General features: G+C 44.6%; 18 protein-coding genes. 13 read left to right on the top strand and 5 right to left on the bottom strand.

From position 1 onward, the window contains the following. Positions 1-296: 296 nt before the first annotated feature. Positions 297-1,706, top strand: a complete 1,410-nt coding sequence (locus tag JFC10_RS03945; RefSeq protein WP_198331759.1) for a uracil-xanthine permease family protein — start codon at positions 297-299, stop codon at positions 1,704-1,706. Between the two features lie 188 nt (positions 1,707-1,894). On the opposite strand, the gene JFC10_RS03950 is transcribed toward JFC10_RS03945, so the two are convergent. Continuing rightward, on the bottom strand, positions 1,895-2,560 hold the full coding sequence (locus JFC10_RS03950) for a TetR/AcrR family transcriptional regulator (protein WP_193011728.1): 666 nt from the start codon (positions 2,558-2,560) through the stop codon (positions 1,895-1,897). Between the two features lie 254 nt (positions 2,561-2,814). Here JFC10_RS03950 and uraD point away from each other — a divergent pair, with 254 nt between their 5' ends. The 10 genes from uraD (at position 2,815) to JFC10_RS04000 (ending at position 11,868) form a co-directional block, all read left to right on the top strand. Beyond that, entirely contained in the window at positions 2,815-3,336 is a 522-nt protein-coding gene (gene uraD / locus JFC10_RS03955) for a 2-oxo-4-hydroxy-4-carboxy-5-ureidoimidazoline decarboxylase (RefSeq protein ID WP_193011729.1), read from the top strand. 43 nt (positions 3,337-3,379) lie between these two features. Continuing rightward, complete coding sequence (gene uraH, locus JFC10_RS03960) at positions 3,380-3,748, top strand: hydroxyisourate hydrolase (RefSeq protein WP_193011730.1); 369 nt, start codon at positions 3,380-3,382, stop codon at positions 3,746-3,748. Between the two features lie 100 nt (positions 3,749-3,848). Then, positions 3,849-5,174, top strand: coding sequence for a urate hydroxylase PuuD (locus JFC10_RS03965; RefSeq protein WP_198331760.1), 1,326 nt, complete (start codon positions 3,849-3,851; stop codon positions 5,172-5,174). Between the two features lie 163 nt (positions 5,175-5,337). Continuing rightward, positions 5,338-6,318 (top strand): allantoinase PuuE, encoded by a 981-nt coding sequence (gene puuE, locus JFC10_RS03970; RefSeq protein WP_198331761.1) that lies wholly within the window; start codon positions 5,338-5,340, stop codon positions 6,316-6,318. A gap of 55 nt (positions 6,319-6,373) precedes the next feature. Next, entirely contained in the window at positions 6,374-7,210 is an 837-nt protein-coding gene (locus JFC10_RS03975; protein WP_198331762.1) for a bifunctional allantoicase/(S)-ureidoglycine aminohydrolase, read from the top strand. Positions 7,211-7,394: 184 nt separating this feature from the next. Beyond that, entirely contained in the window at positions 7,395-7,943 is a 549-nt protein-coding gene (locus JFC10_RS03980; protein ID WP_227685922.1) for an ureidoglycolate lyase, read from the top strand. Positions 7,944-8,175: 232 nt separating this feature from the next. After that, complete coding sequence (locus JFC10_RS03985; RefSeq protein ID WP_198331763.1) at positions 8,176-8,466, top strand: Trp family transcriptional regulator; 291 nt, start codon at positions 8,176-8,178, stop codon at positions 8,464-8,466. 72 nt (positions 8,467-8,538) lie between these two features. After that, complete coding sequence (locus JFC10_RS03990) at positions 8,539-9,957, top strand: anthranilate synthase component I family protein (RefSeq protein ID WP_198331764.1); 1,419 nt, start codon at positions 8,539-8,541, stop codon at positions 9,955-9,957. Positions 9,958-9,990: 33 nt separating this feature from the next. After that, the gene (locus JFC10_RS03995) at positions 9,991-10,638 is read left to right on the top strand and encodes an anthranilate synthase component II (protein ID WP_198331765.1); all 648 of its coding nucleotides are present in this window, start codon (positions 9,991-9,993) and stop codon (positions 10,636-10,638) included. Positions 10,639-10,920: 282 nt separating this feature from the next. After that, on the top strand, positions 10,921-11,868 hold the full coding sequence (locus tag JFC10_RS04000; RefSeq protein WP_198331766.1) for a DMT family transporter: 948 nt from the start codon (positions 10,921-10,923) through the stop codon (positions 11,866-11,868). Positions 11,869-12,068: 200 nt separating this feature from the next. On the opposite strand, the gene JFC10_RS04005 is transcribed toward JFC10_RS04000, so the two are convergent. From JFC10_RS04005 to JFC10_RS04020, 4 genes are all read right to left on the bottom strand, one after another. Continuing rightward, positions 12,069-12,812: an amino acid ABC transporter ATP-binding protein gene (locus JFC10_RS04005; RefSeq protein ID WP_193011738.1), complete on the bottom strand. Its 744-nt coding sequence runs from the start codon at positions 12,810-12,812 to the stop codon at positions 12,069-12,071. A 91-nt stretch (positions 12,813-12,903) separates the two neighbouring features. Further along, entirely contained in the window at positions 12,904-13,641 is a 738-nt protein-coding gene (locus JFC10_RS04010) for an amino acid ABC transporter permease (protein WP_287045581.1), read from the bottom strand. Further along, the gene (locus JFC10_RS04015) at positions 13,641-14,477 is read right to left on the bottom strand and encodes an amino acid ABC transporter substrate-binding protein (RefSeq protein ID WP_193011739.1); all 837 of its coding nucleotides are present in this window, start codon (positions 14,475-14,477) and stop codon (positions 13,641-13,643) included. The genes JFC10_RS04010 and JFC10_RS04015 overlap by 1 nt, the downstream gene beginning before the upstream one ends. A 315-nt stretch (positions 14,478-14,792) precedes the next feature. Beyond that, positions 14,793-15,590, bottom strand: a complete 798-nt coding sequence (locus JFC10_RS04020; protein ID WP_198331767.1) for a UTRA domain-containing protein — start codon at positions 15,588-15,590, stop codon at positions 14,793-14,795. A 306-nt stretch (positions 15,591-15,896) separates the two neighbouring features. On the opposite strand from JFC10_RS04020, the gene hutU reads away from it, so the two are divergent. Both hutU and JFC10_RS04030 read left to right on the top strand, forming a co-directional pair. Then, positions 15,897-17,612 (top strand): urocanate hydratase, encoded by a 1,716-nt coding sequence (gene hutU, locus JFC10_RS04025; protein ID WP_198331768.1) that lies wholly within the window; start codon positions 15,897-15,899, stop codon positions 17,610-17,612. A 32-nt stretch (positions 17,613-17,644) separates the two neighbouring features. Then, the gene (locus JFC10_RS04030; RefSeq protein WP_198331769.1) at positions 17,645-19,009 is read left to right on the top strand and encodes a YjiH family protein; all 1,365 of its coding nucleotides are present in this window, start codon (positions 17,645-17,647) and stop codon (positions 19,007-19,009) included. Positions 19,010-19,076 lie beyond the last annotated feature (67 nt).

The following is a 19,076-nucleotide window of genomic DNA, read 5'->3' on the forward strand; positions in this document are numbered from 1 at the left end:
TATTATTTGAAAGATAAAGCCATCAACATGAAAAAAAACATTGCAATAACCAACCCTTTCACTATACCCTTAGATAGTTGACCAATTAGTCAGGTTTAAACCTACGACTATTAGTCATATTGATAAATAATAGCTAGCTGCTGATATTTATTAGCACAAGGATAAGTGCGACTCTTTGTGAGAAAACTAAGCAATATGAATATAAACGGTGTGTCGACATCCACCTCTAAACTCATCACACTGCTTAGCTCTCTCCACAGAGCTTGGACTAAAAGTCACTTTAGGAGGAAGCCAAGATGAGTGAACACACTCAAGGGAACCCCGATTTACTATACGGATTGCATGATCGCCCCACCCCTACAAAAGCCTTTTTAGGCGCAGTACAACACGTACTTGCCAGCTTTGTCGGTATCATCACCCCCTCATTAATCATAGGCGGCGTCTTAGGTTTGGGGGAGCATATCCCTTATCTCATCAGCATGTCATTGATGGTGTCAGGGGTCGCTACCTTTATTCAGACACACAAAGTTGGACCCGTAGGTTCAGGTCTAATGGCGTTACAAGGAACCAGTTTTGGCTTCTTAGCCGCGGTATTGGCCGCAGGTTTTGTAGTAAAAAACAAAGGCGGGAGTCCGGAGGAAATTCTCTCTGTTATCTTTGGCGTCTCATTTCTTGGTGCTTTTGTTGAGATTTTCTTAAGTCAATTTATCACCAAACTCAAATCTCTGATGAGTCCAATCGTCACTGGTTGTGTAATTGTAACTATCGGTCTGTCATTAACCAAGGTTGGTCTGACAGATTTGGCAGGTGGCGTCGGTGCTGAAGATTTCGGGAGTATGCAGAATCTGATGCTCGGTGGCGGAGTCTTGGTCAGTGTGGTGCTGATTAGTATTGTTAATAATAAAGTCATTCGCTCCAGTGCCATTTTTATAGGTTTGATGCTTGGTCTGATCGCAGCGATTCTCATGGGACGTATTGATTTCTCGTTGGTCTCTCAAGCTTCTATTTTTACGCTACCTGTACCATTCAAGTTTGGTTTTGGGTTTGATTGGCAAGCTTTTATTCCCATTGCCTTTATGTATGTCATTACCAGTATTGAAACATCTGGCGATTTGACGGCGACTTCGATGATATCAGGCGAACCTATCAAAGGGCCTCTATACGAGAAACGTATTAAAGGTGGCGTATTAGGAGATGGTGTCAACTCGTTGATTGCGGCGGTGTTTAATACTTTCCCAGTGACGACATTTAGCCAAAACAACGGCGTGATTCAGATGACCGGTATTGCCAGTCGCTATGTGGGCTTTTATGTTGGGGCCATACTGTTCATCATGGGACTGTTCCCTATTTTGGGTGCTATCTTTACCCAGTTGCCAAAACCAGTGGTTGGTGGTGTGACGTTATTGATGTTTGCAACGGTAGCAACCGCTGGTATTCGTATCCTATCAACCGTCAACTTTACCCATCGCAACATCTTAATCATTGCCACTTCGCTAGGTCTGTCCATGGGCGTGGCTTTTGTTCCTGACGTGTTCGCACAGGCGCCGCAGCTTTTCCGTAATATCTTTGGTTCGGCAGTTACTATGTCAGGTATTGTGGCCATTACTCTTGATATGATTTTACCCAAAAACTACGGTGTCGAATTTGATACGGCAGAGCAACATCTGGATGATGGCCTAAAGCCTCTTAGACAAAAGGCTTCTTAAACGTACGTTAGGGCATGTCTAATTCTTTACCAATAAGCATTACTGCCTTTGGTTCTGGTTCTGGTTCTGGTTCTGGTTCTGGTTCTGGTTCTGCACATTGTCTCTTTTAGCTCTCCTTAATACGAAAGCATTCAGAATAATTTCGTATTAAGGGAGTTCTATAGACGTAAAATGATAATAAATAAGCATTACTCAAGACCACAGCCACGCAAAATGAACGGCACCAAAAAGTCTGCCGCCCGCGCTTCATCCTGCTGATCGTACTCACTCTTTTCCATCAAACCAACGATTTCTGTCTCAAATTCCGCATATCGCTGCGTCGTTGCCCAAATCAAAATCAATAGCTGTAAAGGGTCAGCGATGCCAATTTTGCCTTGCTCATGCCAAGTTTTCATCACTTGCGCCTTGTCTAGCGCCCACTCTTTCATGGTCGCCGACATAAAGTCATGCAGATGCGGGGCACCGCCGATGACTTCAAGGGCAAACAACTTATGGCGATTGGGATGAGCAAACGCTTGATGCAATTTGGTACGGACGAACTTTTCGATGACGATTTTAGGATCGCTATCGACTGTCATGGTGACTAAGCCATCGTTCCATTCTTGAATAATAGAGTGCAGCACAGCTTGGTACAGGTTTTTTTTATTCTTAAAGTAGTAATGAACATTGGCTTTTGGTAGCTCGGCTCTATCGGCGATACCTTGCATGGTCGCCCCACGAAAACCTTGTAGGACAAACTCTTCTTCTGCTGCCGCCAAAATGACGGTTTGATTGTGGGCGCGGATATCTTGCTGATTTCGCTGTACAGGCGCGTCAGACGCTGCTTGTGGTTCTATATCGTTATGTTGAGCCATGATGAATGTTACCTGTCATTATTGTGATGAATAGAGAGTCATATACCAGCCAATAACTGGATTCATATGCTAATTTTTATGAAATATCACCAGCCTCAATAAAATATTTGCATAAAGTAGTTGACCAAATGGTCAGGTTTAAGCAGAATAGCTCATAGTAAACCAATTATTATTCGATAAATACTACTTTAGCATGAGATGTTATCGAGAAATGTTACTCCACCGCTTTTGTCAGAAAAGAAAAGGATGTCATTGTGAAATTATCTTTACAGCAATTTAATGAGCTCTCAACAGCTGAGGCAATTTCACATCTATTGACCTGCTGTACCAGCACCCATTGGGCGCAGGCTTTAGAAAAAAAACGTCCTTTTGCCGATATACCCATACTACTTGCCCATAGTGACCACGCTTGGCAACAAGCACAGACAGAAGAAGCCCAGTTACTAGAGGCTTTTGATGGTCATCCACAAATCGGCAACGTTGACTCATTAAAAGAAAAATACCGCAACACTCAAGACAGTGCTGCCCATGAGCAGTCAGGTGCCAATGATGCCAATGACGAGGTGATTGAAGCTTTGGCACAAGGCAATCAAGACTACCTTGATAAATTTGGCTTTATCTTTATCGTGTTTGCCACTGGTAAGAGCGCGCAGCAAATGCTCGATTTATTGTTAGCACGCTTGCCCAATGATCGCGCTACGGAGCTGGTCAATGCGGCGGCTGAGCAAAATAAAATCACCCGCTTACGTTTACAGAAACTGCTGAGTGACGCTTAACGCATTCAGCCTCATCTGACTCATCTATATAAAAGGAATTATTATGTCAGGTACTCTCTCATCACATATCTTAGATACCCATCTGGGCAAACCAGCCGCTGGTATTGCCGTGACGCTACACCGCGTGAGCACAAGTGGCGAGGCGTCACTATTAGCCAATGGCGTCACCAACGCGGATGGACGCGTGACACCAGATAGCTGGTCGTTTGACCCAACGATTGATATTGCTGAGTATCACTTAGATGTTGGTCGTTATACCTTAACATTTGATACGCAGTCTTATTTCGATGCACAAAATCTCACGGCTTTTTATCCGCAAGTAGTCATCGACTTTATGATAAGTGATAACGGTCACTATCATGTACCGCTACTGCTTAGCGCACATGGCTACAGCACGTATCGCGGCTCGTAGTTTTTAACATCACTATATAAAAGAACATCGCCGTAGCAAAGCACATTGAAAGACTGAAAAAAGCTGAACAAAAGAAAATTGTAAAAAGGACATTTGCAACATGGGCGCTTATTATCTCGATTGGTTTAATTTATTTTTTCGCTGGTTCCACGTCATCGCTGGCGTGGCATGGATTGGTGCGTCTTTTTACTTTGTTTGGCTAGATCTTAGTTTACGTAAACCGCCACAGTGGAAAGCCGACAAAGGCATTTCAGGCGACTTATGGGCGGTACATGGTGGCGGCTTTTATGAAATTGCCAAATACAAGCTCGAACCCGAAGAGATGCCAAAGACCCTGCATTGGTTTAAATGGGAAGCTTATACTACTTGGCTGACGGGTATGGCGATGCTCTCTATCGTCTATTATGCCAATGCAACTGCCTACTTGATTGATCCAAGCAAAGTCGCTTTTGGTAGTAGTGTCGGTGCCATCTCGACCAGTTTATTATTTTTATTCGGCAGCTATTTTATTTATGAGGTGATTGTCCGCAGCCATTTAGGCAAAAACTCCTTTATTTTTAGCACCATTATTTTTATCCTATTAATCATCGCCTGCTGGGGTTCTTATCAGCTATTTAGTGACCGTGCTTCGTTCATTCATATCGGTGCTATCTTAGGTACTGTGATGGCAGGTAATGTGTTTTTTGGCATCATGCCCGCTCAACGAGCGCTGGTAGAATGCGTGAGGCGTGGCGAAAAACCCGGCAAAGAAGTGGCGGACTTGGCACTACAAGCAAAAAATCGCTCGCTGATGAACAACTATTTTACCTTACCGCTGATCTTTACCATGATTAGCAATCATTATCCGATGATGTACTCTCATGCTCACGGTTGGTTGGTATTGGTATTTGTGGGTATCATCACGGCCATTGTACGTCACTATTTTAACCAAAAACATTTAGACAATCATAAGCCGCGTTATTTGGTCATCCCTGCTGTCTTAACCGTATTATTAATTATTTGGATGCGCCCAGAACCAATTGAGCCATTACCTGTTGTCGCTGCTGCAGTCGCTGCTGAAACGGCGACACCAAATAGTGTGCCACCAACAAATACTGATAGTGCAGTCGACGGTTCTACTATAAGCACTGACGCTGCCTCAAATGCAAATCTTACTACCGATGCTTTACCAGTGAGTGCCTCCGCGGACGATGCCATTATGGGTGTCGTACACACGCGCTGTAGCACTTGCCATGCCGCGCAGCCAACCCAGCAAGGATTCGCCGCGCCGCCAGCTGGTATCATCTTGCAGACACCAACTGACATGAAAATACATAAAGCAAAAATCGTCACTGCCGTACAAACGGGCTATATGCCACTGGGTAATCTCACACAGTTGACTGATAAAGAGCGCCAACAGCTCGTTGCCTATACGTCGGGATTATAGATAGCAGTCGTATGATTCAACCGCTATCCCTTAATGACGATGATTTTTTGTATAAAAGCCAGCAATGCAATCGGGCACTTTATTCATCTTCACTGCTAGGTGTAAAAAACAGCCCCTCTTGCTAACCCCTATTTTGCTTTAGTTTATCTAGGATATATTGAAAATGAGTAAAAAAATAATCAGCGATTTTAATCAAGATACCTACCCTCGCGACTTAAAAGGCTATGCTGATAAGCCACCAAAAGCCAACTGGCCAGGCGGTGCTAAAATCGCTGTGCAGTTCGTCCTCAATATCGAAGAAGGCGCAGAAAATAGCGTCATCCATGGCGATGCTCAGTCAGAGCGGTTTTTATCGGATGTCTTGGGTACGCCAGAATTTAACAATCGTCATCAGTCGATTGAGTCAGCCTTTGAGTATGGTAGCCGTGTGGGTGTTTGGCGAGTACTGGACACTTTTAAAGAATACGGTTTGCCGATTACAACCTTCACTTGCGCCGCTGCTGCTGAAAAGACGCCGCACATTATCGAACGAGTATTAGAAGATGGTCACGAAATCGCCAGCCACGGTCTACGCTGGATTACGTATCAAGATATGTACCGCGAAACCGAGCGCGAGCATGTGCGCCGTGCCACTGAAATATTCGAGCGTATGATCGGTGGTCAACCCCTTGGTTGGTACACGGGGCGAGATAGCCCGAATACTCGTGAGTTGGTCGCCGAACAAGGTGGCTATATTTATGACTCCGACTCTTATGCGGATGAACTGCCTTACTGGCTCAATGTCAAAGTAGAAGACGGTAACAAAATCGCTCGTAAGCCGCATTTGGTCATTCCCTATACCTTAGAAACCAATGACATGCGCTTTACCTCAAGCCCCGGTTTTACCAACGCCGAGCCTTTTTATCAATACCTAAAAGACAGCTTCGACACCTTATACGAGGAAGGCGCACACACACCCAAGATGCTGACCATCGGTCTGCACTGCCGCATCATTGGTCGCGCAGGCCGCATCATTGCCCTCAAAAAGTTTTTGCAATATATCGCTAGCAAGCCCGATGTGTGGGTATGCCGCCGTGATGACATTGCCAAACACTGGTATAAAAACCATCCAGCCACAGCCGATAACACTGCAAACTGGATGTAACCATAAGTTTAGACACAAATTTATCGAGGCTCAACACCACTAAGGAACATCAATAATGTCAACAAAGAGTACTTATTACGCACCAACTGGCGGATTGCCTCCACAAACACAGCTACTATCTGATCGCGCTATCTTCACCGAAGCTTATGCGATCATTCCCAAACGTGTACTAACCGACATTGTTATTAGCTACCTGCCTTTTTGGACAGGTATGCGGATGTGGGTGATTGCACGTCCTTTGACTGGTTTTTCAGAAACCTTCTCACAATACATCGTTGAAGTGGCACCAAATGGCGGCTCTCAAAAGCCTGAGCTGGATAGTAAAGCAGAAGCCGTATTGTTTGTTGTTGAAGGTGAAATGGATATTACTATTGAAGGCGAAGCGCATCATCTTGAAGCGGGTGGCTATGCTTTCTTACCGCCGGAATGCAAATGGACGCTAAAAAACAATAGCGACAAGCACGTTAAATTTCATTGGATTCGCAAAGCTTATCAATTTGTAGAGGGTATTGATGCGCCCGAAGCCTTTGTAACAAGCGATCATGATGTTGAAGCAATTGAGATGCCGGGTACTGATGGCGTTTGGAAAACCACCAGATTTACCGAGCAGTCTGATATGCGTCACGACATGCATGTGAATATCGTTACTTTCCAGCCAGGTGGCGTGATTCCATTTGATGAAACTCATGTTATGGAACATGGTTTGTATGTCCTAGAAGGTAAAGCCGTCTATCACTTAAATGGTGAATGGGTAGAAGTGGAGGCAGGTGATTTTATGTGGTTACGCGCATTCTGCCCACAATCTTGTTACGCCGGTGGTCCTGGTCCATTTAGATACTTGCTCTATAAAGATGTGAACCGTCATATGCCGTTTATTCGTCCAGCACGATAAGCCATGCGCAATCACAATAACAATCAGAACAACAAAGCATTCAGAACGATGAGCAATCTAGAGGCATAATCATTAATTCGAATATGTCATTTATTCCCAGATGGTGGTTTAAGTCGCGTACGGGTTTATGGCAAAGTGGCTCATAGCAATTATAAACAGTGATCACCAAAAGTAAGGCAAAGTCATGAGTACTCTTATGAAGACTACGATCGTTGCAAGACCTTTAACCAAAGCTGAGTTTGCGCCCTACGGCACCGTAATTGAGCCCTATGACAAGGAAGCACAGACGCCTGAAAATAGCTACCATATCAATAAAGGCTATGCCTGTCGCCATCACGCCATCGCTGAAGCCAAACTTGACGGCGGCGATGTCGGCATGAGTATCTTTCGCGCCAAAAAGCGTGAATTTCCTATTGCGTTGTCGGTCATGGAATATCATCCATTTGGTACGCAAGCGTTTTTCTCAATGAATGGTCAGGATTATATCGTCATCGTTGCGCCTGCTGGTGCGCCGCCACAGTCTGCGGATGATTTGACCGTGTTTTATGTCAAATCTCATCAAGGTGTGCAATACGATGCTAATGTCTGGCATCATCCGCTACTTGCCCTCGGTTGTGACTCTGATTTTTTGGTGATAGATCGTATCAATGGCGAAGGCAAAAACTGTTATGAGCTGGAGATAGATGATTGGCAGGTGCAAATTGAGCTTGCCAGTGAGCAATCTGCCGTTTAATTAGGATCTGCAAACGAGCTATTAACCATTCATAAAGCCAGTTAATAAAGATTAGCTGGCTTTATTGTGAATGTAGGGTCAATCCTATATAAATAATCATCCTCTAGAAAACAGTAAACATTTAGCAGCGACAGCAAAACATCTACCTAGGCTACTTGCCTTTTATGTACTATCGTACTAGAATACTGAAACGAAGTAAGCATCCTTTTTCTTTTCTATTAAGATGAATGTTATGAGCACAGACCCTTATCAAAGCTTATTAAGCCATTTAGCCAGTTGTCATGACAGCGCCGCTATCGACCTGCTATTCAGTGCGCTATTGACAGAAAAAGAGCAGCAGGAAATTGCCAATCGTATCCGCATTTTTGACTTACTTGAGCACGGTGTCACCCAGCGCGAGATATCTGAACAGCTAGGTGTCGGTATTGCTACCGTCTCGCGCGGCGCTAAAGCCATGCAAGTTCACGATGTGAGTGCCTTATTAACGACTCATAGAGAAAGCACACCTATACAAGATGCTTAACTTATTGAAAAATATGATATTAATATACTCTCTTCTTATTTGATCAATCATTGAACCAATTTGGATATTGTTATGACCTCTCCTAACTCAAAACCTAGCCAACCTGCTGATATTGATATTCCTAGTAAACCACAGCGCATTAAACTCACGCAGGATATTGATTTCTTTGCGTTGTTTAAACGTATTGAGCACGCTTTTGAGACTTGTTATTTACTCGAATCACTGGGCGAAGATGGACATATGGCACGTCATCACGCCATTGGTTTCGACCCCGTGATGACTATTGCTGCCATTGATCGTACAACCCTCGCGATTACTGATAATAAAACCGCTGAGACTAGCCACTATCAGACTGATAATCCTTACGAACTACTGCGTAAAATTACGCCGCAGCACGTCATTGCTCGCGACCAAAGCGGTGGTCTCGTCGGTTATTTGGGTTACGACAGTGTCAATTTCTTTGAACCCAGTCTCAATGCTAAAGCCAGCGACGACTTTGAACCGTTTAAATTTGGCGTATATTTGGATGGTCTAACGCTCGATAAGATGACCGGTGAGATTTTCTATTTTTATTATCCTACCGCGCAGCAAGACAATCGCATCGAGCAAATCAAAGCCCTACTTGATGAGTCAATTCCAAGCTATGAGCCGCCTACGGTTGAGTTTTTGGGTGATGGCATGAGTCAAGAAGAGCATGCCAAAGTCGTTATGCAAGTCAAAGAAGACATCATCTCAGGGCGTATCTTTCAATGTGAGGTCGGTTTTAAATCTAAGTATCGCATCGCCGGTGATAAAATGCCCATTTATGAAAAATTGCGTTCGGTCAATCCGTCGCCGCACATGTATTTTATGAAATTTGCTCAGCAATGCATCATTGGAGCGTCACCAGAGCTGCTATTTCGCTTGCGTCAAGGTGAGATGGAAACTTATCCACTGGCAGGCACAGCCAAGCGCGGCGTCGATGTCGTTGAGGACCGACAGCTTGCTCGCGCCTTATTAAATGATGCTAAAGAGATTGCCGAGCACAATATGTTGGTCGACCTGCACCGCAATGACATTGGCCGTGTGGCACAATTTGGTACTGTAAAAGTACGTAGCCTTATGGATATCAAACGCTTCTCACACGTGCAACATATCTCGTCTGAGATCGTCGGGATTTTGCATCCTAATGAAGATATGTTTAGCGCCCTTGCCAGTAACTTTCCCGCAGGTACTTTGTCAGGCGCACCAAAAGTTGAAGCGATTAAAGTCATCAACGAGCTAGAACCAGATGGACGCGGTGCTTATGGTGGTGCGCTTGGATCGTTTAATTTCAATGGTGATTGTATTTTTGCCATTCCTATTCGTAGCCTATTCATCAACGGTGAGTCTGCCTATGCGCAAACCTGCGGTGGTAATGTTTATGACTCCAATCCTGCTGATGAATATCTAGAAATTCAGCGTAAATTGTCTGCCATGAAAGTGGTATTAGACAGTTTTATGAACCCGTAAATTGCTTATATTTTGCCAAAGAGTTGATAACCAATGAATGTTTTAATTATAGATAACTACGACTCGTTTACCTTTAATCTTTACCAATATATCGGTGAGATCTTACAGACGATGGACAATGATAAAGCCACAAACGTCATGGTTAAACGTAATAATGAGATAACGTTAGCTGATGTGCAGGCAATGAATCTTGACCGCATTATCATCTCACCCGGCCCTGGCGCTCCTGACGACCCTTCCTACTTCGGTATTTGTGCCGAAGTAATTGAGGTCATGGGTAAGACGACACCGCTACTGGGTGTTTGCTTAGGTATGCAAGGCATCGCCCATGTATTTGGCGGTGACGTGATACGTGCTGGTGTACCGATGCATGGTAAGGTCTCATCGATTCGCCATGATGGCGCGGGTGTCTATCAAGGCTTGCCACAAGAGATAGAAATCATGCGCTACCACTCATTGATGGTAAAAGCAGACAGCCTACCAGATTGCTTGGCTGTCACAGCCGTCGTCGCCAATGATGCTCATGCTGAGTTAAACCTAACCGAATCTGCGCTAGCAGGTGATGAAATTATGGGGCTACAGCATAAAGACTATCCCATTCAAGGCGTACAGTTTCATCCAGAGTCATTTGCAACTGAAGGTGCCAAACGCTTGCTGACGAATTTTTTGCTACAGTTGTAAGTCATGATGCTTAAGTTTGGGGAATATGACATCAAAGGATAATAAGCTAAAGAGCAGCGTACTTCTAACTCAAATAAATTGAATTTTATGCCTAACTGACTTGTGTTAGTACTTAATTAACGCTTTAATGATAGACTAAAAAAACAAACAAAAGACAGCCCTTACTCGGGTTGTCTTTTTCTTATGTCAGTATTGTATGATGCCATTAGCTAAAAGGCTTGGACAGTTTGAGGTTTTGAGTTTGGGCATGGGTTTTGATATCACATAAAAATAGAGAGCGATATGGCAAATACCGATGGCATAATGTCAGCGCGGCAGTCATGGATAGGCACCATTCAAATCATCACGGCGGCGGTCTGCTGGGGTACGTTAGGGATATTTTCAACCTACCTCAATCAAATTGGCTTTAGTGGTTGGCAGATTACGATCTTACGTATCGTGACCGCTGCTTTTCTTATTCTTGTTATGCTACCGAAATTATGGCCGCGTCTTATCAAGCTTCGTCGAAAGCAGTGGCTTGGACTGGCATTGCAGTCTTTGATTGGCGTACTTGGTATGTCGGTATGCTACTTTTTTGCTGTGATTTATGTCGGTGCTGGGCCTGCGGTTGCCTTGCTTTATACTGCGCCTGTTTTTAGCTTATTGTTTTCAGCATTCTTGCTTGATGAATCCATTACTCGAAAGTCGGCATTATTGGCGCTCATGGCAGTATTTGGTGTCGGCTTGACGATGCTAGGCGAGCAGGCGCAAGTCAACTGGGGTATTTTACTGGGACTGCTAGCAGGCGTGTGTTATTCCTTATACGGGGTGCTCGGCAAGCGTGCGATGCACGATGCACACCCTGCGCCTTTGGTGTTTTTTACCTCTATTATCATCAGTGCCGGTGTACTGCTATTATTACCTGAAACTTATCAAACCTATGGGCAGTTATTGAGCTTACCTTTACATACTTGGGGCTATGCTTTGGGATTGTCTTTGATTGGAACCGTCGTCCCTTTTGCGCTTTATATGAAAGCGTTAGAGAAATTACCTGCCACTCGTGCATCGGTATTTACGATTTTTGAACCATTGACCGCCATTGCCCTTGCGATATTATTACTGCATCAATCCTTATCTTGGATTCAATATGTGGGCGTGGTGTTAATCTTACTGGCAGCTTTGTTTAATGCAATATTAAACGGTACCGCCACTCGCGTACCACGCTGGCTAAAAAGACGACAAAGAATTTAGTCTGCACTCTTCAAAGGTTTTGAATAGCCCTGTTGCCATTGTTATCAAACGAAAAAAGCCCCAACGATAATGTCATCGTTGAGGCTTTTTGTTGAGTATCTTTCGAAATGTTTAAAAACTTAACCAAGTGCTTTAAAATTGATTAAAGTAAAGGATTTACGACGATAGAAACTCAATGAAGACGGTAATTTTTTACCTCATTACTGTTCAATACGCTGCAAAAAGGCCTGCGTACGTGGATGCGTAGACAATTCGAACATCTGCTTAGGACTGCCTTCTTCGACCACGTGGCCATCCTCAATGAGCACCACATGATCTGCCACATCACGAGCAAATTTAATCTCATGAGTGACAACGACCATCGTCCAACCTTCAGATGCCAGTTGCTTCATCGTTCCCAGCACATCTTGTACCAATTCAGGATCGAGCGCAGAAGTCGGCTCATCAAACAGCAATAGTGACGGTTCGATAGCCAGTGCACGAGCAATGCCGATACGCTGCTGCTGACCACCAGACAATTGGAACGGATACAGATCTGCCTTATCTGATAACCCTACTTTATCAAGTAATGCCAGTGCCTGTTCGCGGGCTTGCGCCTTAGTTTGCCCTTGTACCACCGTCGGCCCAAGCATTAGGTTTTCAATCGCGGTCTTGTGTGGAAACAGGTTATAAGATTGAAATACCATGCCTGATTTACGCTGCAACGCCAGCAACGTTTTCTTCTTAGGCTTGGTAGCAAAATCAACCGTTAAGCTGCCATCATCAAAAGCAATGATGCCTTGATCAGGAATTTCCAGCGCATTCAAGCAGCGTAAAAAAGTGGTTTTACCAGACCCTGACGGCCCTAATATCACCACTACCTTGCCTTTTTCGATGGTCAAGTCGATGCCTTTAAGCACTTGATTGCCACCAAAAGCTTTGTGAATATTAGTGACTTGAATCATAAAGCTTCCTGTTGTACTGATATCTATTTGCTAATAACACACGCTTATCGACGCGGTATTACCATCCTATACTGCCCCAATTATCAAGGGTTTATTTCGCCACATAACGATCGAGTCTGGTTTCAAGCTTACCTTGAATAAAGGTCAAGAACAGACAAATACCCCAATAAATAATGGCCGCTTCGGTATAAACCAACATAAACTCATAGTTACGTGCCGTGATGATTTGTGCCTGCTTAAATAGCTCGGTTACCAATACCAATGATGCCAAAGACGTGTCTTTTACTAGGCTGATAAAGGTATTGGATAACGGGGGTACTGACACCCGAAGTGCTTGCGGCAAAATCACGTGGCGAAAGGTTTGTAGATACGTCAAGCCAACGGTTGAGCCTGCTTCCCACTGTCCTTTCGGAATGGACAAAATCGAAGCACGCACCGTCTCCGATGCATAAGCGCCAATATTGAGCGAAAAGGCTATAATTGCTGAAGGAAAGGGATCAAGCTTTACCCCGATACTCGGCAAGCCGTAGAAAATAATAAATAACTGAACAAGCATTGGCGTACCGCGAATGGCGGACACATAAATACGGGCAAGTCTGTAAATAACCTCATGAAACCAACTGGCACGCGGAACGATACGAATCAATGCCACTGTCAATGCAATCATCATCCCAATCGCAAATGAGATCAATGCCAGCGGTATCGAATAATAGATACCGCCTTTGAGCATCGGCCAAAACGAATCAATGACAATTTGCGCCCGCGCAGGATCCATAAATGGCAATAATGCCAATAAATCAGTGAACATTGACGTAATAGACGCTAGCATTATTTTTGTTGACTTATATCAGCACCAAAGAACTCTTCGCTAAGCTTGGTCAGTGTCCCATCAGCTGCTAATGCGGCCATTGCTTCATTCAGTTTTGCCACGACTTCATCATCACCTTTTATGAGTACTAGACCTGACCCAGTCTGCTCACTAGCAGGCGCTGTCAGTTTGATCTCAAGTGCTGCATCTGGGAATTTTTTTAGATAATCCAATACTGCCAGATTGTCATTCATCGTGAAGTCAGCTCGATCTTGCTTAACCAGTTGAATCGCTTGCGCCATACCATCGACAGGGACGATTTCTGCGCCGTAGCGTTCTGCAAGCTCACCATAGTTACTGCTCAATGATTGCGCAGTACGCAGACCTTTTAAACCTTCCCACGAGCTATAACGATTGTCATCAGTCGGTGCTAAAACAACAGCACCTGACCAGCTATACGGCATGGCTTTGTCATACTTTGCCAAACGTTCAGGCGTGGTCAAGCTTACTTGATTGGCCACCATATCGAAGCGTTTTGAGTCCAAACCAGCCAGCATAGCATCCCACTGGGTCTCTTTAAATTCGACGTCTACGCCTAGTTTATCCGCAACCGCACGTGTCACTTCGACATCATAGCCCGTCAGCTTGCCACTCTCATCATGATAGGTGAATGGTGGATAAGTACCCTCTGTACCGACGTTGATGGTGCCACCATTATTGATACGTTGCAGCAAATCAGAGCCACCCGTCGCGGCACTGTCCGTCGCATTGGTTTCTGCTTCATTGGTAGTAGACTGACCACAAGCGGCAAGTAGCATAGTACTGGCGGCAAGGGCTAAAAGAGTACGACGTTTCATAAGACGTCCTTATAAGAGTGAATGAATAATGCAAAAAAGGTGTCGTGCCAATAAGACCATAGCAACAAATAAGGATAAGACCAGCACAGGCAAATACTATAATAAAGTATTTGCGCCGCATTATTTAGCTTTGGCTGCTCGATTTGAGGATGCTCAGCATATTTTTCAATACTGTTTTTATATTATCTTTGAATTTTTAGACATTTTTTAGGCAGGTCTTAATATTATTATTGCCGATTAAATAGCCATTCATTCATATACTAGCGCACTTCAGAAAGAATAAACGTACAAAAACAGTGAGCATGCGTAAGACTATTATAATTCACCTGAGAATTGATAGCGATCACCGGCATGCCACATCGTCACAAAGGTCAATACTCGACCTGCTGAATAAGTCTGACGACGCAATACCAATGTCGGCGACTGCGGTGCGATTTGCAGTAGCGCGGCAATCTCATCTGGTGCTGCTAGTGCACGAATGGTATAGCGACCGCGCTCCAGTGGACTTTTGGCAATGAGGTAATCACTGGTATTGACCACACTGAAATCCTGCTCAATAAATTCTGGCACCTTCTTCGCATCCACCCAGCGCTCTTCATACTGTATGGGCTGACCATCCGCAAAATGAATGATTTTTACCTCGTATAAAACAGGAGTATCGCTGCTACTATCTGCGCCCGTACTGTCATCCATTATGGTTGTATGAGCGTTTGTGTTAGAGCTTGTATTAGAAGACACAGCTACTTCATCAATATCAAATTTACGCCGTAATTCATCGTTCAACATCGCAGCAGTAAGTACACGCTTACTCACCACTTGTGCCTGATAATCACGATTGGCAGATTTTAGATCCTGCGCGATATTACGCACTTCTACAAAGGTATGATTGAACTGCTGCTGCGCGACAAACGTTCCCGATCCTTGCCGGCGCTCTAGCACTCGCTCTTCGCTTAGTTCTTTCAAGGCGCGATTGACCGTCATGCGAGATACGCCAAATTCTTTTGCCAACGCCATTTCTGTAGAAATTGCATTGCCCGCTTGCCATTTACCAGAGTGAATATTGTCTAATATGGCATTTTTAATCCGCTGATATGCCGGAATTGTCTTTGTCATGTCCGTTTTTAACCGTTAATTTCACCAATAAGAGTAGCGCCATAATATCACGAGATAACGTCATGAGCCTTGGCAAAACACCCTGACTTCTGTCTATCCACCAAAACCCTCACAAAAATAATTAAGTCATTTATAAAAAAATTGCTTGCATGAAAAAATAAACTTTGATAATTTGTATATACAACTTTACAGCGGTACTAAAAAATCTGCTTCGTTTAATCTATATTTCGCTGAATGTATAGACTGACTGTAAAACACTGACTTTGATTACTTTATCGCCCTACTAGCTATTACAAGGATATGTTCATGACTACTGACCATGGAACCAACAACACCAAATTGACTCGCCGTGATGAGAGCCGTAATATCGCTGCACCAACTGGCAGCACCCTTCATTGCAAAAGCTGGCTGACCGAAGCACCTTATCGCATGCTGCAAAACAACCTACATCCTGATGTGGCGGAAAATCCAAAAAGCCTTGTGGTATACGGTGGTATTGGCCGCGCCGCCCGTAATTGGGAAAGCTATGATCAAATCTTAGAGTCGCTGAAAGAGTTAGAAGATGATGAGACGTTGCTAGTACAGTCTGGTAAACCAGTAGGCGTATTTCAGACGCATGAAAACGCACCGCGTGTCTTGATTGCTAACTCAAATCTCGTACCGCGCTGGGCAACATGGGAGCACTTCAATGAGCTCGATCGTAAAGACTTGTTTATGTACGGTCAGATGACGGCGGGTAGCTGGATTTATATCGGTACGCAAGGCATCGTGCAAGGGACTTACGAGACCTTTGTCGAAGCAGGTCGTCAGCATTATGATGGTAGCTGGGCAGGTCGCTGGATTTTAACCGCTGGTCTTGGTGGTATGGGCGGCGCGCAGCCACTAGCCGCGACTTTTTCAGGCGCAACTTCACTGAACATCGAATGTCAGCAGTCTAGTATCGATTTCCGCTTGCGTACTGGTTATGTCGATAAGCAAGCAGACGATCTTGACCACGCTTATGAGTTGATCAAACAGCATACCGACGCAGGTGAAGCGGTTTCAATCGCCCTCCTTGGTAATGCCGCAGATATTTTGCCTGAGATGGTCAAGCGTGCTAATGCTGGCGGTATGAAGCCAGATTTGGTCACCGATCAAACCTCAGCGCATGATTTGATCAATGGCTATCTACCAAGCGGCTGGACCGTTGAAGAATGGAAAGCTGCCCAAGAAGATCCAGAGCAACATGCAGCGCTGACCAAAGCCGCTGCTGAATCTTGTGCGGTACACGTCCAAGCGATTTTGGATCTGCAAGCGATGGATATTCCAGCGACTGATTACGGTAATAATATCCGTCAAGTGGCGTTCGATGAAGGCGTCAAAGATGCCTTTAATTTCCCAGGTTTTGTCCCCGCCTATATTCGTCCACTATTTTGCCAAGGCAAAGGCCCATTCCGCTGGGTCGCGCTCTCAGGCGATCCAGAAGACATTTACAAAACCGATCAAAAAATCAAAGAGCTATTCCCTGAAAATCAGCATATCCATCGCTGGCTCGATATGGCAAAAGAGCGTATTCAGTTCCAAGGCTTGCCTGCGCGTATCTGCTGGTTAGGTCTTGGCGAACGTGACAAAGCAGGCTTGGCATTTAATGAAATGGTCAAAAACGGTGAGCTAAAAGGCCCGATCGTTATTGGTCGTGATCATTTGGATACGGGCTCTGTCGCTAGTCCAAACCGCGAAACAGAGAGCATGAAAGACGGCTCAGACGCGGTATCTGATTGGGCACTCTTAAACGGCATGCTGAACGTGGCAGGCGGCGCAACGTGGGTATCACTGCATCATGGCGGCGGTGTCGGCATGGGCTACTCGCAGCATTCAGGTATGGTCATTGTCGCAGACGGTACAGATGCCGCAGCCAAACGCTTGTCACGAGTGCTCGTCAATGATTGCGGTTCAGGCGTTATGCGTCATGCCGATGCAGGTTATGAGTTAGCGATTAAAACAGCAAAAGATTACGGTCTAAACCTGCCAATGATTAAGTAGCATACCCAAACCATCTTATCAAGGAGGATAATATGATTGAGCAAAACACAACATCTGATCTGCACGATGAAAATGCAACGACATCGTCAAAAAAACTGCTATCGACCCCTGTGGCACTGATACAGCTCATTGTCTTTAGTGCTATCGGTCTGGTGATGTTTTTTGTGCCGTTTACCATTGGTGAAAAAAGCACGATTTTGTTCGATCATGGCGCGACCTATTTGGTTACTCAGCAGCATACTCTGTCGGTGACGTTACTGTTTTTACTTATGCTCTATGGCGTGAGTAAACCGTTTATCGACGGCTCGTGGAATAAAAATATCACTCATATGATTATGACTGCTTTTAAAGTGATCGGTCTGATATTGGCGGTGATGTATGTTGCTAGCGCTGCGCCTGCCTTCATGATGGAAGCAGACATGCTGCCGTTTTTGTTTGAAAAACTGGCATTACCAGTCGGTATGATTGTACCAATCGGGGCATTGATATTGGCATTTTTGGTTGGCTTTGGTTTGCTCGAGATGGTTGGTGTGCTCATGCAGCCGATTATGAAGCCTATCTGGAAAACGCCCGGATCATCGGCGATTGATGCCGTCGCTTCCTTTGTCGGTAGCTACTCTATCGGTCTACTCATTACCAATCGTGTGTATTTGCAAAAGCAATATTCAGCGCGTGAAGCCATTATCATCGCGACTGGATTTTCGACGGTATCAGCAGCGTTTATGGTGATTGTCGCCAAAACGCTTGGGATCATGGAATTTTGGAATATGTTTTTTTGGTCTACGCTAGTGATTACCTTTATTGTCACTGCGATCACCGCTCGAATTCCGCCTATCAGTCTTTTTGATGATAAGGTTGACCGTCCAATTCTTGATCACGCAAGAGGTAAACGACTAGCGGCAGCATTTGATTTGGGTTTGTCTACTTCTCGTCAAGCAACTGACCTCAAACAAATTTTATGGTCTAATTTTCGTGATGGTCTGACGATGGCAGCTGCTATTGTGCCTTCTATCATCGCTGTTGGCTTAACCGGATTACTATTAGCAAAATATATGCCCGTGTTCGATGCGTTGGGCTTGCTTCTTTATCCATTTACATGGCTTGGCGGCCTACCAGAGCCTCTGGTCGCTGCCAAAGGAATGTCAGCAGGATTGGCTGAAATGTTCTTGCCAGCCCTGTTGCTAAGTGACGCAGATATACTGACGCGCTATGTGGCAGGGGTCATCTCTATTAGCAGCGTACTGTTCTTCTCAGCCATGATACCTTGTGTACTGGCGACTGAAATTCCAGTCTCTGTTGGTAAAATGGTCATCATTTGGTTTGAGCGCGTGGTTCTTAGTATTTTGCTAGCCGCAGCGTTTGGACAATTGGCGCTGTATATGAACTGGATTACTTAAAAAATCTGAATTGGTTAAGAAAGTTTCGATAACATAACTGTCAACGATTTATAAACGACAGCATATA

It is taken from the genome of Psychrobacter aquimaris (genome assembly GCF_016107525.1).
In the GTDB taxonomy this organism is placed as follows: domain Bacteria; phylum Pseudomonadota; class Gammaproteobacteria; order Pseudomonadales; family Moraxellaceae; genus Psychrobacter; species Psychrobacter aquimaris.